This is a genomic window from Streptococcus oralis, assembly GCF_001579175.1.
GTDB lineage: Bacteria > Bacillota > Bacilli > Lactobacillales > Streptococcaceae > Streptococcus > Streptococcus oralis_O.
In genome coordinates this window covers 604,387-620,947 of sequence record NZ_KQ970759.1, presented here as the reverse complement: position 1 = coordinate 620,947, position 16,561 = coordinate 604,387, and the positions used below count along the sequence as shown (strand labels likewise).

Here is a 16,561-nt window from a genome sequence, read left to right as displayed (position 1 = left end):
AACAAAATGGCGAAAAAACCAACAAAAAAATTAGATGAAATCGGAAAAAAATTTGGAGCTGATCGTGAAAAAGCCTTGAACGATGCTCTTAAATTGATTGAGAAAGACTTTGGTAAAGGCTCAATCATGCGCTTGGGTGAGCGCGCGGAGCAAAAAGTTCAAGTGATGAGTTCAGGTTCATTGGCTCTAGACATTGCCCTTGGTTCAGGTGGTTATCCTAAGGGACGTATCATCGAAATCTATGGACCAGAATCATCTGGTAAAACAACAGTTGCCCTTCACGCTGTTGCGCAAGCTCAAAAAGAAGGCGGTATCGCTGCCTTTATCGACGCGGAACATGCCCTTGATCCAGCCTATGCAGCAGCCCTTGGTGTGAATATTGACGAATTGCTCTTATCACAACCAGACTCAGGTGAGCAAGGTCTTGAAATTGCAGGGAAATTGATTGACTCAGGTGCAGTTGACCTTGTTGTTATTGACTCAGTTGCGGCCCTTGTACCTCGTGCAGAAATTGATGGGGATATTGGAGACAGCCACGTTGGTTTGCAGGCTCGTATGATGAGTCAGGCCATGCGTAAACTTGGTGCTTCTATCAATAAAACCAAAACAATTGCCATCTTTATCAACCAATTGCGTGAAAAAGTTGGGGTCATGTTTGGAAATCCTGAAACAACTCCTGGTGGACGTGCTTTGAAATTCTACGCTTCAGTCCGTTTGGATGTTCGTGGAAGCACACAAATCAAGGGAACTGGTGACCAAAAAGATACCAATGTCGGTAAGGAAACCAAGATAAAGGTCGTGAAAAACAAGGTGGCTCCACCATTTAAGGAAGCCTTTGTTGAAATCATGTACGGAGAAGGGATTTCTAAGACTGGTGAGCTCTTGAAGATCGCAAGTGATCTCGATATCATCCAAAAAGCGGGAGCATGGTACTCTTACAAGGGTGAAAAAATCGGGCAAGGATCTGAAAATGCTAAGAAATACTTGGCAGATCATCCGGAAATTTTTGATGCCATTGACCACCAAGTCCGTGTTCAATATGGGTTGATTGAAGATGAAGAAGCTTCTGATCATAGTCCAGTAGCGGAGGCAACTTCTAACCAAGAAGTAACGCTTGACCTTGGCGATGGACTTGAAATCGAAATTGAAGATTAAAGATAAAACGGCTCTTTGTCAACTGTAGTGGGTTGAAATCAGTTAAGATCGAGAAAGGACGAATTTCGTCCTTTCTTTTTTGATGTTGAGAGCGATGAGAATTCTAGTTTTAAAGTTGTCAAAGTTCCGAAAGCCAAAAGCGTTTCGTTTGATGAGTTTAATGAGATTATTAGTCGCTTCCAATTTTGCGTTGGAATAAGGTAGCTGAAGGGCATTGACGATTTTCTCCTTGTCCTTGAGAAAGATTTTAAAGACAGTCTGAAAAAGAGGATGGATCTGCTTTAGATTGTCCTCAATGAGTCCGAAAAATTTCTCGGGTTCCTTATTCTGAAAGTGAAAAAGCAAGAGCTGATAGAGATTATAGTGGTGTTTCAAGTCTTCTGAATAGCCCAAAAGCTTGTCTAGAATTTCTTTATTCGTCAAGTGCATACGAAAAGTAGGGCGATAAAATCGTTTATCGCTGAGTTTACGGCTATCCTGTTGAATGAGTTTCCAGTAACGTTTGATAGCCTTATATTCATGAGATTTTCGCTCAAACTGATTCATGATTTGGACACGCACACGACTCATAGCACGGCTAAGATGTTGGACAATGTGAAAACGATCTAGAACGATTTTAGCGTTTGGGAGTGAAACGGTCTAGGAGACTGTTTCAGCCTGAGCTTAGAAATTCGAAAGCGAAGCTGTTTAGCTAAGTCATAGTAGGGACTAAACATATCCATCGTAATGATTTTCACCTGACAGCGAACAGCTTGCTCGTAGCGAAGAAAGTGATTTCGGATGATAGTTTGTGTCCTACCTTCAAGGACAGTGATGATGTCGAGCTTTTCAAAATCTTGCGCAATGAAACTCATCCTTTCCTTAGTGAAGGTATACTCATTTCAAGACATAATCTCTGGAAGACGAGAAAAATCATGCTTAAAACGGAAGTCATTAAGCTTGCGAATAACAGTTGAAGTTGAAATAGACAGCTGATGAGCAATATCGGTCATAGAAGTCTTTTCAATCAACTTTTGAGCAATCTTTTGATTGATCATACGAGGGATTTGATGATCTTTCTTGGCGAGGGAAGTCTCAGAGACTATCATTTTCGAACAATGATAGCACTTGAAACGGCGTTTTCTAAGGAGAATTTTGGTAAGCATACCAGTTGTTTCAAGGTAAGGAATTTTAGACGATTTTTGAAAGTCATATTTCTTCATTTGGGTTCCGCAATCAGGACAAGATGGGGCGTCGTAGTCCAGTTTAGCGATGATTTTCTTGTGAGTATCCTTATTGATGATGTCTAGAATTTGGATATTAGGGTCTTTAATATCGAGTAGGTTTGTGACAAAATGTAATGATTTCATAAGATTCTTTCTAATGAGTTGTTTAGTCGCTTTTCATTATAGGTCATATGGGACTTTTTTCTACCTTGAATATACAATATAAGTGCACAAATAAAAACTCATAAGATTTTCTAGTAAAATATGTAGAATTGCCGTTTATATTTCCTGCCAATTACTGACATAGTATAACCAAAGCCTGTCTCTTTTGGAGAAATACCCGTCGGAACACAAGTATCTTGTTCATTCAGCATAGTTTTCTCTTTCTAATAAATGATCTGTATCTCAATTAGTAACCACACTTATAGTTAGTTGTAAAAGTATCTCAATTGTAGTAAGCAACTTCCGCCCTTTTCGCTTTACTATCTTATCGTATAAGTCAAGCAGTTCTTTATTAAGAACCTCATATATAATAAAGAATACACTAAACGGCTATAATAAAATCCATAATCTATTTTTGTTGAAATAGTATTATACAAAAAATCAGGATATAAATATTGCTTGCGTACAGAAAAATGCGTTCTAATAACCCAAAGAAGGGTTTTAAAAAAGGTAAAATAAGTGCGGCGACCAATCCATATAAACCAATCTTTATCAGCCATTCTATTGCCAAGAAGAAAACAGCTAATGAAGGCACTAATGCACTCATTACATCGGTCAATTGAAAAAGAAAAATGGCCAAGACGGTAAACTGTAAAATAGCAAATAGCAAGTGCAGGCGACCACTGATTGTTTTGTGGCTTCCCTCAATATCTGTTGGAAAAACCATGACTCCGAAATAGCCAACCAAAGCCAGTACTAATAACCAAATAGCTTTTTCTTTAAAGGCAGCCTCATAGTTCCAACAGATAAGAGCACCTATCAAGAAAATATTACGGAATGTACTGACAATTCCTGCCCAGTTAAAAAGATATTTATACTCCCCTACCCCATAGTCACTGACAGCATGTCTGATAGGACTGTAGATGCCCTTATTTTTTAAATGCAAGTCTAACATTAAATAGAAATAGACTAAAATACAAAGAATGACTAAAAAACTAAAACAGCTGGTCAACATATAAAAGAACCTTCTTCCTTAATAAATATAGAATTCAAAGCAGATTAAACAACCTCGGTTTAGTATAGTCTTCGCCTTTATATCAGCAAAAATATACTGCTATTATTGAAGATATGCACAGCAGATGAAAAAAGGAGATTATCTGTTTTGTGATAAGTATAAGCAAAGACAAGACCTGACATAAAATGAGGTAAAACGCCTAACAATTCATTGGCTGTAAAATGATTGACATGAATCATGGCAAAACAAAGACTGGATAAAAAAATCGCCACTCCCACAGAGCAATATTTTTTAAAAAAATTTAGCAAAATATAACGATAGATAATTTCTTCAACAAAAGGTCCTAAGATACCTAAAACCAAGATTAGCAGAGGTACAGGAAACAAATTCATTGCCGATCCAATATTGGTATCGTTAGTTAAGTTTGCCTGGTCAATGTTAAAAAATGAATAGCCTAACTGAGCTAAAAAACTGCCTGCTATCGTAAAGAGGGTCATCGCTAAAAAAACAAGCAGTGTAATCCCCAAACTTTTCAGCTTATGCTGTTTTATCCACGACAAATTTTCCTTTAACCGATAACGCAACACATAGAGTCCAAATAAAGCTAGGAAAATATAAGCCAGCAGCGGGATAATCATCCTAAGTGACTGATTTCCATATGAAAAATGTATAAAATGCGGAATTACAAAAAGAAGAAAATAAATACCCGCAATTAAGGCTAATCCTCTTGTCTCTTTCGTCATTTCTGACCTCCAATATTAATGATTGTATTTTTGAAAATGAGAATAGATGAAAAAGATTAAGAAGCAGAGAAAAAGGAAACTAAAAAATAGGATATTTGTCAGACTAACGAGCGAGCAGCATAGGAATACACCAACTAAGCCAAGCATTTGCCCGATTTCCACCTTACTAACCGAATGAGATGTCGATTTTAGCAAAACTGTCCGACCGCATAATTCATCTAGAGAAATATGATAAATATCTGCTAACTGTATTAGACTGATGCCATCTGGAATCGTTTTGTCATTTTCCCAGTTAGAAACTGTTTGCCGGGAGACACCAAGCAAATTAGCTACTTGAATCTGACTGTAGCCAAATACTTCTCTGCTTTTTCTTAACTGCTTTCCAAGCATTTCTCTTTTCATCATCATCATATCGTTTTTCTCCTTTTTGGTCTAGGTTAAATTCTTTAACATTTAGGGGGGAGCTAAGTCAAAATTCTTTGACAGGCCCTATTGTACAACTTTTAACCGATTAATCCGTTTTATGTTATTTTTTCTCAATTTTCTCTTAAGAGTAAAAGAATATCATTTTTAATATAATTCGTACTTCTTATCATCTTAATAAATTCGTAAGGATATTTAGTCCTCTTTCTAATTCTTCCATATTTTCTGGCGAACAGATGGATACTCGTAAGGCTGACTGCTCTATGATACCGCCGACAAAAAACCGTTCTGCACAAAGAATTTCTACACCATGCTGCCGGGCAAGAGTTTCAACTTCATATCCTTTCCATTTCTTTGGTAATGGCAGCCATTGAAATAAAGCAAAAGGATTCTCAGAAGTAACTTCAGGGAAGAACTGACGGTAAAGACGATTGCGTTCTTCTGACAATCGGTTTTTTTGCTGGATAATTTCTTGGGCTTGTCCACTTGAAATGAGTTCACTGGTAATTTCAGCATTTAACAAAGAGATATGAGTATTGATATTGTTAGCTGTAAGTGAAATCTTTTTGATAAATCGGTCAGGCACGACCATATAGGCGATCCGCAAGCCAGGAAACAACGCTTTTGAAAGCCCATGGATATAAAAGGTACAGTCAGGAATCAGGCTGGCTAATGGAGGCAGCTGTTGCTTATTGATAAAGGCATAGGTATCATCTTCAATTAACAAAAGCTGATGTTTTATGATGATATCAGCTAAAGTTTTTCGGCGCTGTGCGGTTAAGGTAGCACCAGTTGGATTATTGTTTGTCGGCACTAGATAAATTCCCTTAATCTGATGCTGTTGGCACTTTTTCTCCAAATCTTCAGGAAGAATGCCTTTAGTATCAGATATGATGGGAATCAATTCAATCCGAAACTGACGGGCTAGGGAGATGAAATTGGTATAGGTAAAGGTATCTGTGGCAATCTTATCACCAGCCTGAAATACCGTTAAAAAAAGCAAAACAAGTGCGTTTTGAGTGCCGGAGGTTAGAAAGATATTCTCTTGAGAAGTACTGAGAGAAAAATTTTTCAGCCAATACTGGGCAATTCTTGTGTGCCAGTCGGTATCATTAACCGTATCAAAGCGAAAGAGTCTATCAATAGAAGGGCTCTGCAGCAATCGCCTAACGGTATCTGATGCAATAGTGTTCAGTTGATAGTAAGGTCTCAGATTACCGAGTGGAATTAGTGACTGATTCTTTTCAAGCGCCCCTAAAGGAGTTGCTTTATTTGGCGACACAAACGTTCCCTTACCAATAACAGCATAAATGATTCCTTTTTGTTCGCATAGTTTAAAAGCTCGTGTAATAGTGCTGAGATTAATATCTAAAAAGTCTGCTAACTCACGCTGTGGCGGCAATTTGGTTTCAGCTGCCAGCCGGCCGCTGACAATATCTTGCTCTAGCAACTCTGCCAGTGTAAGGTACAGAGGGGCTTTTAACAGTTTCTTATTAGGTTTCCACGTCATGGGATAATGTTCAAATGAATTAACAGACATATTCTCTCCTTATAAAATTATCTTGCCGACAATTTTTTGGATAATAAGAGCCAATTTTTTATTTATAATGATATTGTACGAATTGTATGGTTTTAATCTTATTATAGCAGATTAAAAGGAGAAAATAAATGACGGACTTAACTAAAGGAAATGAATTAAAAACTATACTCTATTTTTCTGTTCCCATCCTCTTAGGAAATTTATTTGAGCAATTATATAATGTGACAGACACTGCCATTGTCGGAAATCTTGTGGGGACAAAAGGATTGGCAGCTGTTGGTGCTAGTGCTCAAGTAGTAGCCTTAACAGTTGCCCTTTCAACAGGAATCTCCATTGGAGCCAGTGTACTTATCTCCCAGCTTTATGGAGCAAAACGTTTCCAAAAGATGAAAGATATTCTTGATACGAACTTGATTTTCACGAGTATTCTAGCTTTTATTTTAACAATTTTGGGGATTTTCTATTCGAGCATATTTCTAAGACAATTAAATGTACCTCAATCTTTATTAGCTGATGCGGATGTTTATTTAAAAATTATCTTTTTAGGCTTGGTGCCGCTTTTTGCATACAATACTTTAGCGAATTGTTTGAGAGGGATTGGAGATTCTAAGACACCAACTTATATTTTAATTAGTTCGGTTTGTCTGAATGCATTTTTAGATGTAGTTTTTATTGCTGGCTTTCATTGTGGTGTTGCTGGTGCCGCCGGTGCTACTGTCATCGCTCAGTACTTTTCTTTCTTTGTCTGTTTATTGTACATGAAGCAAAAATATCCAGACTTATTTCCTCATTTATCCGATTTAAAATGGAGCAGCAAAGAATTGCGTTCATCGTTATCTATTGGGCTTCCTGCTATGCTGCAGCAGGTTTTCATTAGTTTTGGCTTTCTGATGCGACTGTTTTATTATAGATATATTTTAAGAAGAGCAAACTCTCTGTAGAATGAATAAGCATAAACTATGCTGGCTTTTCTATCTCTAATCCCTTTTTATTCTTTTTACAATGAAAAGGGATTTTATTATACTCTTAGAATTGACAAAACAATGTAGACAGTGTATACTAAAAATGTAGACGATGTATACTTTTGGAGGAGAGATATGAAACGCAACACAGCAGAATTGAAAGAAAGACTTATTCAGACAGGAGTGGAAGAGATCAAAAAACATGGCATTGATCAACTTTCGCTGAGAACTATTGCTAAATCTTGTGGTGTGACCCACGGAACTCCTTATCGCCATTTTGAAAGCAAAGAAAATTATTTAAAAGTGGTTTTAAAACGCCTCTCTACTTTTCTCAATCAAGAAATGCAACAGGAAATTGATTTGGAAGCTTCTGCTCGTCATCAATTGGCTAAAATGGGATTTAACTTCATCACCTTTGCCAAACAGTATCCATATTTCTTTGAAGCTCTCTTTGTTAAATTTCCTTTCAAATATATGAAGGTCACACAGGATACTATTTCGCTGGATTCAGATTTACCAGGTTTTGAAGAATTTAAGCGTATTGTTTTGAAGCTCCGTAAAGAGGAACAGTTCACCAATAGTGAAGCTGAAACATTGTTTCACTTTTGGAGTTTCATTTCAGGTCTTGCCGTTCTGGCGAACAGTCCCATTGGTTATGATTTTGATAACAAAGCGATTCAAACTACTATTGAGCATATGCTTGATATTTATATCAAAGGAGAACGATCATGAATATTTTAATCATCTATACTCACCCAACCCATCAAAGTTTTAACGGAGCGATTCTCAAGCAGGTTCAAGCTAACATTTCGAGCAAACATTCTGTTAAAACCTTAGATTTATACAATGAGCAATTTGACCCGATATTACGATTTGATGAAAGTCATAAACGGCGTGACTTAGACAAAGTTGTTGAAATGGAGGAATACCGTGATTTGGTTACTTGGGCAGATCATCTAATCTTTATTTTCCCTCTTTGGTGGAGTGGCATGCCTGCCATACTCAAAGGGTTCATTGACCGTGTCTTTGTAGCAGGTTTTGCTTATTCTTATAAAAAAGTCGGTCTTGAAGGACATTTACAAGGAAAATCTGCTTGGATTATCACGACTCATAACACACCTTCTTTTGTAACACCTTTTGCTCAGGACTATGGTAAAGTCCTGAAAAATCAAATTTTAAAAACTTGTGCTGTTGCACCGGTTAAATTGACTCAATTAGCAGGTGTCGAAAAGATTTCCGATGATAAACGCCAACAATTTTTGGAAGACATAGCTCAGATCGCCAGCTGCATTTGATAAATGTCAATAAAATTATAAAAACAGACTTTTCTTGGAATTTTGACTGTATGTCAGGTAGAGAGCAAGAAGAGAGGAGATGCTGATGTTAGAATTAAAGCATATTACAAAGATTTACAATAGTGGTGAGGAAGAAAACCGAGTACTGAATGATGTATCCATCCGTTTTGGTGAACATGAATTTGTCTCTATCCTAGGCGCTAGTGGCAGCGGCAAAACAACTCTCCTCAATATTATTGGTGGTTTAGATAGTTATGATGAAGGAGATATGATTGTAGATGGCACTTCTACGAAATCTTTCAAAGATAAAGATTGGGATAGTTATCGTAATGGGACCATTGGTTTCATCTTTCAAAATTACCAGCTCATCAGCCATTTGTCAGTATTAGAAAATGTTAAAATAGCTCTATCTATCTCAGGTTTATCCAATAAAGAAAGTCAGGAAAGAGCTGTTGTAGCTCTGAAAGATGTTGGACTGGAGCAGCATATTCACAAGAAACCCAATCAATTATCTGGTGGTCAGATGCAGCGAGTGGCTATTGCTCGGGCCTTGGTAACCAATCCTAAAATTATTTTAGCTGATGAACCTACTGGCGCACTAGACAGTAGCACTAGTATACAAATTATGGAATTGATTAAGAAAATCAGTCAGGGTAAGTTGGTTATCATGGTGACTCATAATCCTGAGTTGGCAGAAAACTGTAGTAGTCGAATTGTCCGATTATCAGATGGAAAGATTATCGAAGATACAGCCCCAAATCCTCAAATTGATTCCAATAAGGGTTACAAGCTGGGCAAAACTTCTATGTCTTTTGCTCGGGCAATTAGCTCTAGTTTTAAAAATTTACTGACTAAGAAAGTTCGGAGTATTTTAACGATTTTTGCAGCAAGTATTGGAATTATAGGTATTGCTTCTGTTTTAGCGATTTCATCTGGGATGAATGGCTATATTAAAAGTATGCAGGAAGACACCCTTTCCACTATGCCCATAACTATATCAGCAGCAGACTCAGGAGGAATTCGAACCTTATCCGATCGATTAGCAGAAAAAACTGAAGAACCAATCAAAGAAATCAAGGTAGCTGAGCAAGGGAAAACACATCAGAATCGTTACACTGAAGATGCTCTAGGGGGAAAAGACGGCGATTTCATCTCATATATGAAAAAGCATGCTAAATCTTACTACAAAAGTCTAAATTTCAATACTGGTTATACTCTTAAGGCTTTTGTCAAGGATACAGATGGTCAGATCCATCAGATTCAAAATAATGTGGTACGAACTTTGATGGCAACTACTACCAACTTTGCAGTTCTTCCAACAGATGAAACCACCATTACGGATAAGTACCGATTAGTTGCTAGCGAAGATAAGATATTTAAGTATCCAACTGGTAATCAAGCTATTCTATTTTTAGATTCAGATGGTAGTTTAAGCGAACAACAACTTGCTATGTTAGGTTATAAGGGAAAAAATAAAGTAAAGGTAGAGGAACTTCTTGGTAAAGAAATCCATGTTCTTACAAATGACCAATATTTCCGACAAATTGGAGAGCGCTTTATTCCTAATGAAGTGACAGACAGCCTTTATCAAGAAGGGCAAACTCTGAGAATAACAGAAATCATGCAGCTAAAGGATGCCACCACAACCCCATTTAATGGAACGATTGGCTATAGTCAAACTTTTCTCAATCAATTATTGGAGGTAGAAAAAAGTTCAGCTATTGTTCAAGCACAGGAAAAAAGCCAGACCCGTAGTGTCTTGGACATCAGTGGCGAGGTTCTGTCAGAAGAAAGCTACCAAACAATGATGCAACAACTAGGAGGTGATAACACACCAACAAGTTTAAGTTTTTATGCCAAGTCTTTTGAAGATCGAAAGAAGATCCTGCAAACTATACACACATTTAATGAAGATGTAGCCAAAAAATATGGCAAAAACAGCAATGATTATGAACGCTATTCTGTCTCCTATACGGATATGGCAAAAACAGTATCAGAGGCTTTTACTGATATTATTGGTTCTGTAACCTTTATTCTAACTGCCTTTTCAGGCATCTCACTGTTAGTTTCTTCCATTATGATTGGAATTTTAATCTATGTTTCTGTTGTAGAGAGAACGAAAGAAATCGGAATTTTGCGAGCTCTGGGAAGTCGTAAGAAAGATATTTCGCGCATTTTTAATGCTGAAGCAGGGCTGTTAGGTTTGAGCTCTGGGGTATTAGGTATCGGAATCGCAACACTTCTGACTATTCCCATTAACCAATTGGTAGCTGATTCGTTGAATATCAAAGGTTTCACAGCTAACCTCTCTCCTGAGAATGCAGCTGTATTAGTGGCTCTTAGCATTATTTTGACATTCTTTGCCGGCTATATTCCTTCCAAGATTGCCGCTCGCAAGAATCCTGTTGAAGCTCTTCGAACCGAATAGAGCAATGCATGAATCGGGAAATTCTATTCCTTTGGGGAATCTGAGATAGAGTCCTAAGGAGTATCTAAAAATAGTTTCATAATTTCTGTAGTAAGTAAAATTATCCTACTTCACTAATTTCTCAGACCATTCGTAAAAACCAATAAAAAACCGATAAGTATTTGAAATAGGGAATAGAGAATATTGGTTAAAATGATAGAAATTGTCTTGCCGCACTAACAGATTTGCTATTTTCATTTCCTCAAATCAACTAGCTGTTAAAGTAGGATAATTATAACTGCTAATGACTCTGATGGTGAAGTAATTGACAAATGAAATCACAACACCGGATAAAGATTGATGATTTCTTAATTCAAAAAAATAGGAAGAAAAACTAAATCATAGAGCTCAGAAATGTCTAAATTGAATAATATCTTATGAAGTATCTATGAGGAATTTGTGCACCTAGTTTGATAATTCAGTACCTAATAAATAGGGAGAAAAATATAGATGAAAACATTAATCATAGTGACACACTCAGATATGGAACATTCAACCATTAATAAACGTTGGATTGAGGAATTGGGGAAATATCTAGAAGAATATACAATTTCATGAATTATATAAAGAATGCCCAGAAGGTACTATAAATAAAAAAAGAGAATAGTAATTAGTTGAATCTCATCAAAACTTAGTTTTTCAATTTTCTATATTTAATTTTTCTAGTCCGTCATTGCTAAAAAGTGGATAGATAATGTATTAATTTATGGTTGGTCTTATGGTAAAAATGGAGGAGATAAATTACAGAGGAGAAAAATAGCATTAGCAGTATCTGCTGGGATTCAGGAAAAGGATTATCAACCTGATGGGAAATATTATTATACTCTTGAGCAGGGATTAGTTCCTTTTAAGATTTTATTTAAATTTTTATTGTCGCTGAAATTATCGTGATCTCTTTGCTTTTTATAGTTCAGAGAGGACACCCGGTTTCAACAAAGTAAGAAATTGAGAGAAGCGCATCTGCCTATATTCAATTTTTAAAACATATATAATATTGGTCGTTAGGAGGTATTTATTATGGCTGTTTTGCAACTTCATAGAAAATTAAGTTTTGTCAATGACAGAGGCTTGCTTTATCTGATAGTGGACGATGTCAATCAAGGCAAAGTTACTGCAATTGTAGATAAGCAAATTGAACTATCGGCAGGAAAACATTCTCTTTATATTAAAGACATTCTGGGATTTACAAGTCAGACATTACTTCTAGATATCAAAGAAAATGACAATGTCTCTGTTACAGTTGGAAACGCCCCCTCTTTCATTGTGTTAGTTGTTTTACTCCTTATCTTATTTATTCTGTTTAAGACTATGCCGTTTACAGCTGGTCTTTCTCTGGTGAATTGGGGGCTTCCAATTTTATGGATTATTTTCTTACTTTATTTAGTAGTTTTTCGCCGCCATAATCTTTATGATATTTCAAAATAAGGCAAACTTGCAGAGCAGTATGCTCAGTTCTCCTAGTTTTGTTTAAAGAATAGAATGAACAAGTTGAGAATTTGGCAATCAGATATTTTAGGTTGGGAATAATATATTGTAAGTAAGGGATTTTAGTAGTATAATGAGGACAGCCCGTTTGAATAACTACCACATTTTTTCTTACGGTATAATACAACAGGTTTTTTGTTAACTTATTCCACCTATCACTATGAATATAAACTACATAAATTAGCCAAAATTTGATGATAGAGTGATAAGCTAAAAATCTGGATTTAGTCATATAAATTAAGACTGTTATGAACTAAATTATTAGTGATCCCTTTGTGGAAGGATGTAAAGAGACGACTATCACGGAAGTGTTGTTTGCGATTGCCGTCGGAAACAGATCTCACAGTAGCATATTGTACAATTCATTGGCAATCATTAACAAGGAGGAGTTTAATTAGACGATGAAAACAATCGGTTTAATCGGGGGTATGAGTTGGGAAAGCACCACTTCTTACTACCAAATTATCAACGAAACTATCAAAAGGGAACTAGGCGGTCTGCATTCTGCTAAAATCCTGCTTTACAGTGTGGATTTTGCAGAGATTGAGCATTATCAGGCTGTTGGAGACTGGGACAAGAGTGCGCAGGTGCTGGCGGACATTGCCCAGCGCTTAGAGCAGGCGGGTGCGGACTTTATCGTCATCTGTACCAATACCATGCACAAGGTTGCGCCGCAGATTCAGAAGAAAATTGCAATTCCAATTTTGCACATTGCGCAAGCAACTGCTCAAGCCCTGGTAGATGATGGTATTCGAAAGGTTGGACTCTTGGGGACTAAGTACACCATGACCCAAGACTTTTACAAGGAGAAATTACTAGAATCTGGGCTAGAAGTGCTGATTCCAGACCAAGCAGGCATTGCGGACGTCAATCGGATTATCTATGATGAACTCTGTCTGGGAGATATCAGAGAAAGTTCAAAACAGACATATCTTACCGTTATAGACGATTTAAAAAATGCTGGTGCAGAAGCCGTTATCCTAGGCTGTACAGAGATTGGTCTTCTAGTAAAGCAATCTGATATAGCTCTTCCTCTTTATGACACAACAGTTATCCATGCAGAGAAAGCAGCGAAGATGGGGATTGAGTGAAAGAATGGTTGTATTTAGCTTAAGTTCTTAAGACTATGAGTCAATTATTGGGGGATTTACCCACTACAAATATTATAGAGCCATCATAAAAACGCATAATATCAGGTATTCATAACCCTGATATTATGCGTTTTATTGTGAGAAAGTTCATTAGACTTCTCTTCCTTGAAACAACTAATGATCACTAAAGCGTCTGTATTTGATATGAAAGTCGAAATAATGTTCATCTTGTAATTTTTGGAAGATATCGCGATAGGCTTCCTCGTCGAAATGGTCACCGCGGTAGAGAATTTCAAAACTCAAGCCATCATACTCTAGAAAAGCGTTAGCTGTTTTAAAGCCATTTTGTTGATAGAAGCTCATACGAGCTTTTCTTTGTTCTAAGTTATCGCATTCTTCATCCAATCGCTCCACTTCAAGCAACATGGTCCGCTGGTAAAAATCAGTTAGTTTGTCGATAATTTCCTTCCCATACCCGTGACTTCTTAAGTGAGGCATGATGGCAAAAAAGCTAATATAGAAGGCCTTTTGGTTGGAGATGGCAAAAGCAAAGCCAACAAATTCTTCTTCGTTATAAAAAGCAAAAAAGTGGGCGTCATCTCGGTCCTGATAGCGCAAAAACTCGGAAAGAGGGACTCGTTCCTCCTCGGGGAAAGCTTCATTATTTAGATTTTCAACTTTATCAAGATCTGGAAACACATCGGTTATTAATTGACTGGTCAAACTCATAAATGACCTCCTTTTCTTGATTATAGCAAATTGTGTCTCTGTAAGCAATTGATTTTAGGATTCGTTAAAGAATCTTGTCGGTCCTCTGGAAAGCTGATATAATATCTTTATGAATAAAAAACGAACAGTGGACCTGATTCATGGCCCCATTCTTCCCTCACTTTTGAGCTTTGCCCTTCCAATTCTGTTGTCCAATATCTTTCAACAACTATATAATACAGCTGACGTCTTGATTGTAGGGCGGTTCCTTGGACAAGAATCCCTAGCAGCAGTAGGAGCAACGACGGCTATCTTTGATCTGATTATCGGTTTTGCCCTCGGAGTTGGAAATGGGATGGGAGTTGTCATCGCTCGTCTTTACGGTGCTCGTAATTTTGCTAAGATTAAAGAAGCTGTTGCAGCAACTTGGATTCTGGGTGCCATCCTGAGTGCTCTTGTCATGCTGATAGGCTTCTTCGGTCTTTATCCACTCTTGCAATATTTAGAGACACCTGTAGAAATCCTTCCTCAATCCTATGAGTACATCTCCATGATTGTTACCTGTGTAGGGGTTAGTTTTGCTTACAATCTTTTTGCAGGCTTACTGCGCTCGATTGGCGATAGCCTTGCGGCTCTTGCTTTTCTTATCTTCTCAGCTATCGTTAATGTAATCTTGGATTTATATTTTATTACGCAACTGCATCTGGGAGTTCAGTCTGCGGGTCTTGCAACCATTATCTCGCAGGGTTTGTCAGCAATCCTCTGTTATTTTTATATTCGTAGGAGTGTTCCAGAGCTTCTTCCGGGTCTCAAACATTTCAAATGGAATAAGGCTCTCTATGTGGATCTCTTGGAGCAGGGACTAGCCATGGGTCTGATGGGGTCAATCGTCTCTATAGGGAGTGTCATTTTGCAATCCTCTGTCAATAGTTTTGGTGCAGTCATTATCAGTGCTCAAACGGCAGCACGGCGAATCATGGCCTTTGCCTTATTACCAATGACGGCTATTTCAGCATCGATGACGACTTTTATCTCTCAAAACTTTGGTGCAAAACGTCCCGAACGTATTGTCCAAGGCCTTCGTTTAGGGAGCTATTTGAGTATGTCTTGGGCAGCCCTTGCCTGTATTTTCCTATTTTTTGCCAGTCCTAGCCTAGTTTCTTTCCTAGCAAGTTCGACAGACAGCTACTTGGTAGAAAACGGGACCTTGTACTTACGTATCAGTTCTGTATTTTATCCATTTTTAAGTCTTTTATTGATTTATAGAAATAGCTTGCAGGGACTAGGCCAAAAACTTTTGCCCCTCGTATCTAGTTTTATCGAGTTGTTTGGGAAAATTATTTTCGTAGCTTGGATTATTCCATGGACAGGCTATACAGGTGTTATTCTCTGTGAACCGCTACTCTGGGTTGTGATGACTGTCCAACTTTACTTCTCCCTTTCCCGACACCCTTGGATAAAAGAAGGCAAGAAAATCGTGGCAGTCGGAGGGAAATCCTAGCTTGCTTTGCAAAAGAAAATCCATTTCCTCTAGTGAAAATCAGCTAGACTTGTGTTATAATAAGAAAGATTAAAATGTGAAAAAAGGAGATTCCTAATGGGACGTAAATGGGCCAATATCGTAGCCAAGAAAACGGCTAAAGATGGAGCTAACTCTAAAGTATATGCAAAATTTGGTGTAGAAATCTATGTAGCAGCTAAAAAAGGGGAACCAGATCCAGAATCAAACACTGCCTTGAAATTCGTTATCGATCGTGCTAAACAAGCGCAAGTGCCAAAACACGTTATCGATAAAGCGATTGATAAAGCAAAAGGAAACACAGATGAAACCTTTACAGAAGGACGTTACGAAGGATTTGGACCAAATGGTTCTATGCTGATCGTTGACACCTTGACGTCAAACGTCAACCGTACCGCGGCCAATGTCCGTGCAGCCTTTGGTAAGAACGGTGGAAACATGGGTGCTTCTGGTTCAGTTTCTTACCTCTTTGACAACAAGGGTGTGATCGTATTTGCTGGTGAAGATGCGGATGCTATCTTTGAACTCTTGCTTGAAGCTGATGTGGATGTGGATGATGTCGAAGCAGAAGATGGAACAATCACTGTTTACACAGCTCCAACTGACCTTCACAAGGCTATCGTTGCCCTTCGTGAGTCAGGCATTGAAGAATTCCAAGTGACAGAACTTGAGATGATTCCTCAGTCAGAAGTGGAATTGTCAGGCGATGACCTTGAAACCTTTGAAAAACTTTACAGCGTCCTTGAAGACGACGAAGATGTACAAAAGATCTATACCAATGTAGATGGATT

Annotated in this window: 14 protein-coding genes and 2 pseudogenes; 10 read left to right on the top strand and 6 right to left on the bottom strand. The window is 37.7% G+C overall.

Features of this window, described 5'->3' with window-relative positions; translation table 11 throughout:
* Nucleotides 1-6: 6 nt before the first annotated feature.
* On the top strand, nucleotides 7-1,155 hold the full coding sequence (gene recA, locus SORDD24_RS03115; RefSeq protein ID WP_061407338.1) for a recombinase RecA: 1,149 nt from the start codon (nucleotides 7-9) through the stop codon (nucleotides 1,153-1,155).
* A 42-nt stretch (nucleotides 1,156-1,197) separates the two neighbouring features.
* Here recA and SORDD24_RS10770 read toward each other — a convergent pair.
* The 5 genes and pseudogenes from SORDD24_RS10770 to SORDD24_RS03080 form a co-directional block, all read right to left on the bottom strand.
* Nucleotides 1,198-2,504 (bottom strand): annotated as a pseudogene (locus SORDD24_RS10770) (ISL3 family transposase).
* Nucleotides 2,505-2,931: 427 nt separating this feature from the next.
* The gene (locus SORDD24_RS03095) at nucleotides 2,932-3,537 is read right to left on the bottom strand and encodes a DUF998 domain-containing protein (protein WP_049514087.1); all 606 of its coding nucleotides are present in this window, start codon (nucleotides 3,535-3,537) and stop codon (nucleotides 2,932-2,934) included.
* A gap of 77 nt (nucleotides 3,538-3,614) precedes the next feature.
* Entirely contained in the window at nucleotides 3,615-4,280 is a 666-nt protein-coding gene (locus SORDD24_RS03090; RefSeq protein ID WP_061407331.1) for a CPBP family intramembrane glutamic endopeptidase, read from the bottom strand.
* A gap of 15 nt (nucleotides 4,281-4,295) precedes the next feature.
* On the bottom strand, nucleotides 4,296-4,691 hold the full coding sequence (locus SORDD24_RS03085; protein WP_231082670.1) for a helix-turn-helix domain-containing protein: 396 nt from the start codon (nucleotides 4,689-4,691) through the stop codon (nucleotides 4,296-4,298).
* Nucleotides 4,692-4,872: 181 nt separating this feature from the next.
* Nucleotides 4,873-6,243, bottom strand: a complete 1,371-nt coding sequence (locus SORDD24_RS03080; RefSeq protein WP_061407328.1) for an aminotransferase-like domain-containing protein — start codon at nucleotides 6,241-6,243, stop codon at nucleotides 4,873-4,875.
* Between the two features lie 128 nt (nucleotides 6,244-6,371).
* Here SORDD24_RS03080 and SORDD24_RS03075 point away from each other — a divergent pair.
* The 7 genes and pseudogenes from SORDD24_RS03075 to SORDD24_RS03050 form a co-directional block, all read left to right on the top strand.
* A pseudogene (locus tag SORDD24_RS03075) lies at nucleotides 6,372-7,145 on the top strand (MATE family efflux transporter); the annotation flags it as partial.
* A 195-nt stretch (nucleotides 7,146-7,340) separates the two neighbouring features.
* Nucleotides 7,341-7,937: a TetR/AcrR family transcriptional regulator gene (locus tag SORDD24_RS03070; RefSeq protein ID WP_061407325.1), complete on the top strand. Its 597-nt coding sequence runs from the start codon at nucleotides 7,341-7,343 to the stop codon at nucleotides 7,935-7,937.
* Nucleotides 7,934-8,500, top strand: a complete 567-nt coding sequence (locus SORDD24_RS03065; RefSeq protein WP_061407322.1) for an NAD(P)H-dependent oxidoreductase — start codon at nucleotides 7,934-7,936, stop codon at nucleotides 8,498-8,500. Before SORDD24_RS03070 ends, SORDD24_RS03065 begins: the two co-directional genes overlap by 4 nt.
* Before the next feature lie 85 nt (nucleotides 8,501-8,585).
* Nucleotides 8,586-10,928, top strand: coding sequence for an ABC transporter ATP-binding protein/permease (locus SORDD24_RS03060; RefSeq protein WP_061407318.1), 2,343 nt, complete (start codon nucleotides 8,586-8,588; stop codon nucleotides 10,926-10,928).
* A 711-nt stretch (nucleotides 10,929-11,639) separates the two neighbouring features.
* Entirely contained in the window at nucleotides 11,640-11,858 is a 219-nt protein-coding gene (locus SORDD24_RS11615) for an NAD(P)H-dependent oxidoreductase (protein ID WP_308248920.1), read from the top strand.
* A 126-nt stretch (nucleotides 11,859-11,984) separates the two neighbouring features.
* Nucleotides 11,985-12,392 (top strand): hypothetical protein, encoded by a 408-nt coding sequence (locus SORDD24_RS03055; RefSeq protein WP_061407315.1) that lies wholly within the window; start codon nucleotides 11,985-11,987, stop codon nucleotides 12,390-12,392.
* Nucleotides 12,393-12,853: 461 nt separating this feature from the next.
* The gene (locus SORDD24_RS03050) at nucleotides 12,854-13,543 is read left to right on the top strand and encodes an aspartate/glutamate racemase family protein (RefSeq protein WP_007520719.1); all 690 of its coding nucleotides are present in this window, start codon (nucleotides 12,854-12,856) and stop codon (nucleotides 13,541-13,543) included.
* A gap of 174 nt (nucleotides 13,544-13,717) precedes the next feature.
* On the opposite strand, the gene SORDD24_RS03045 is transcribed toward SORDD24_RS03050, so the two are convergent.
* Complete coding sequence (locus SORDD24_RS03045) at nucleotides 13,718-14,272, bottom strand: GNAT family N-acetyltransferase (protein ID WP_061407312.1); 555 nt, start codon at nucleotides 14,270-14,272, stop codon at nucleotides 13,718-13,720.
* Between the two features lie 109 nt (nucleotides 14,273-14,381).
* Here SORDD24_RS03045 and SORDD24_RS03040 point away from each other — a divergent pair, with 109 nt between their 5' ends.
* The gene (locus tag SORDD24_RS03040; protein WP_061407309.1) at nucleotides 14,382-15,752 is read left to right on the top strand and encodes an MATE family efflux transporter; all 1,371 of its coding nucleotides are present in this window, start codon (nucleotides 14,382-14,384) and stop codon (nucleotides 15,750-15,752) included.
* Nucleotides 15,753-15,848: 96 nt separating this feature from the next.
* Nucleotides 15,849-16,561: YebC/PmpR family DNA-binding transcriptional regulator (locus tag SORDD24_RS03035; protein ID WP_061407305.1), on the top strand; the 713-nt coding region annotated here is incomplete at its 3' end.

Coding starts and splice junctions, on each gene's coding strand:
- recA (WP_061407338.1), top strand. CDS start 7: ATGGCGAAAAAACCAACAAAAAAATTAGATGAAATCGGAAAAAAATTT.
- SORDD24_RS03095 (WP_049514087.1), bottom strand. CDS start 3,537: ATGTTGACCAGCTGTTTTAGTTTTTTAGTCATTCTTTGTATTTTAGTC.
- SORDD24_RS03090 (WP_061407331.1), bottom strand. CDS start 4,280: ATGACGAAAGAGACAAGAGGATTAGCCTTAATTGCGGGTATTTATTTT.
- SORDD24_RS03085 (WP_231082670.1), bottom strand. CDS start 4,691: ATGATGATGATGAAAAGAGAAATGCTTGGAAAGCAGTTAAGAAAAAGC.
- SORDD24_RS03080 (WP_061407328.1), bottom strand. CDS start 6,243: ATGTCTGTTAATTCATTTGAACATTATCCCATGACGTGGAAACCTAAT.
- SORDD24_RS03070 (WP_061407325.1), top strand. CDS start 7,341: ATGAAACGCAACACAGCAGAATTGAAAGAAAGACTTATTCAGACAGGA.
- SORDD24_RS03065 (WP_061407322.1), top strand. CDS start 7,934: ATGAATATTTTAATCATCTATACTCACCCAACCCATCAAAGTTTTAAC.
- SORDD24_RS03060 (WP_061407318.1), top strand. CDS start 8,586: ATGTTAGAATTAAAGCATATTACAAAGATTTACAATAGTGGTGAGGAA.
- SORDD24_RS03055 (WP_061407315.1), top strand. CDS start 11,985: ATGGCTGTTTTGCAACTTCATAGAAAATTAAGTTTTGTCAATGACAGA.
- SORDD24_RS03050 (WP_007520719.1), top strand. CDS start 12,854: ATGAAAACAATCGGTTTAATCGGGGGTATGAGTTGGGAAAGCACCACT.
- SORDD24_RS03045 (WP_061407312.1), bottom strand. CDS start 14,272: ATGAGTTTGACCAGTCAATTAATAACCGATGTGTTTCCAGATCTTGAT.
- SORDD24_RS03040 (WP_061407309.1), top strand. CDS start 14,382: ATGAATAAAAAACGAACAGTGGACCTGATTCATGGCCCCATTCTTCCC.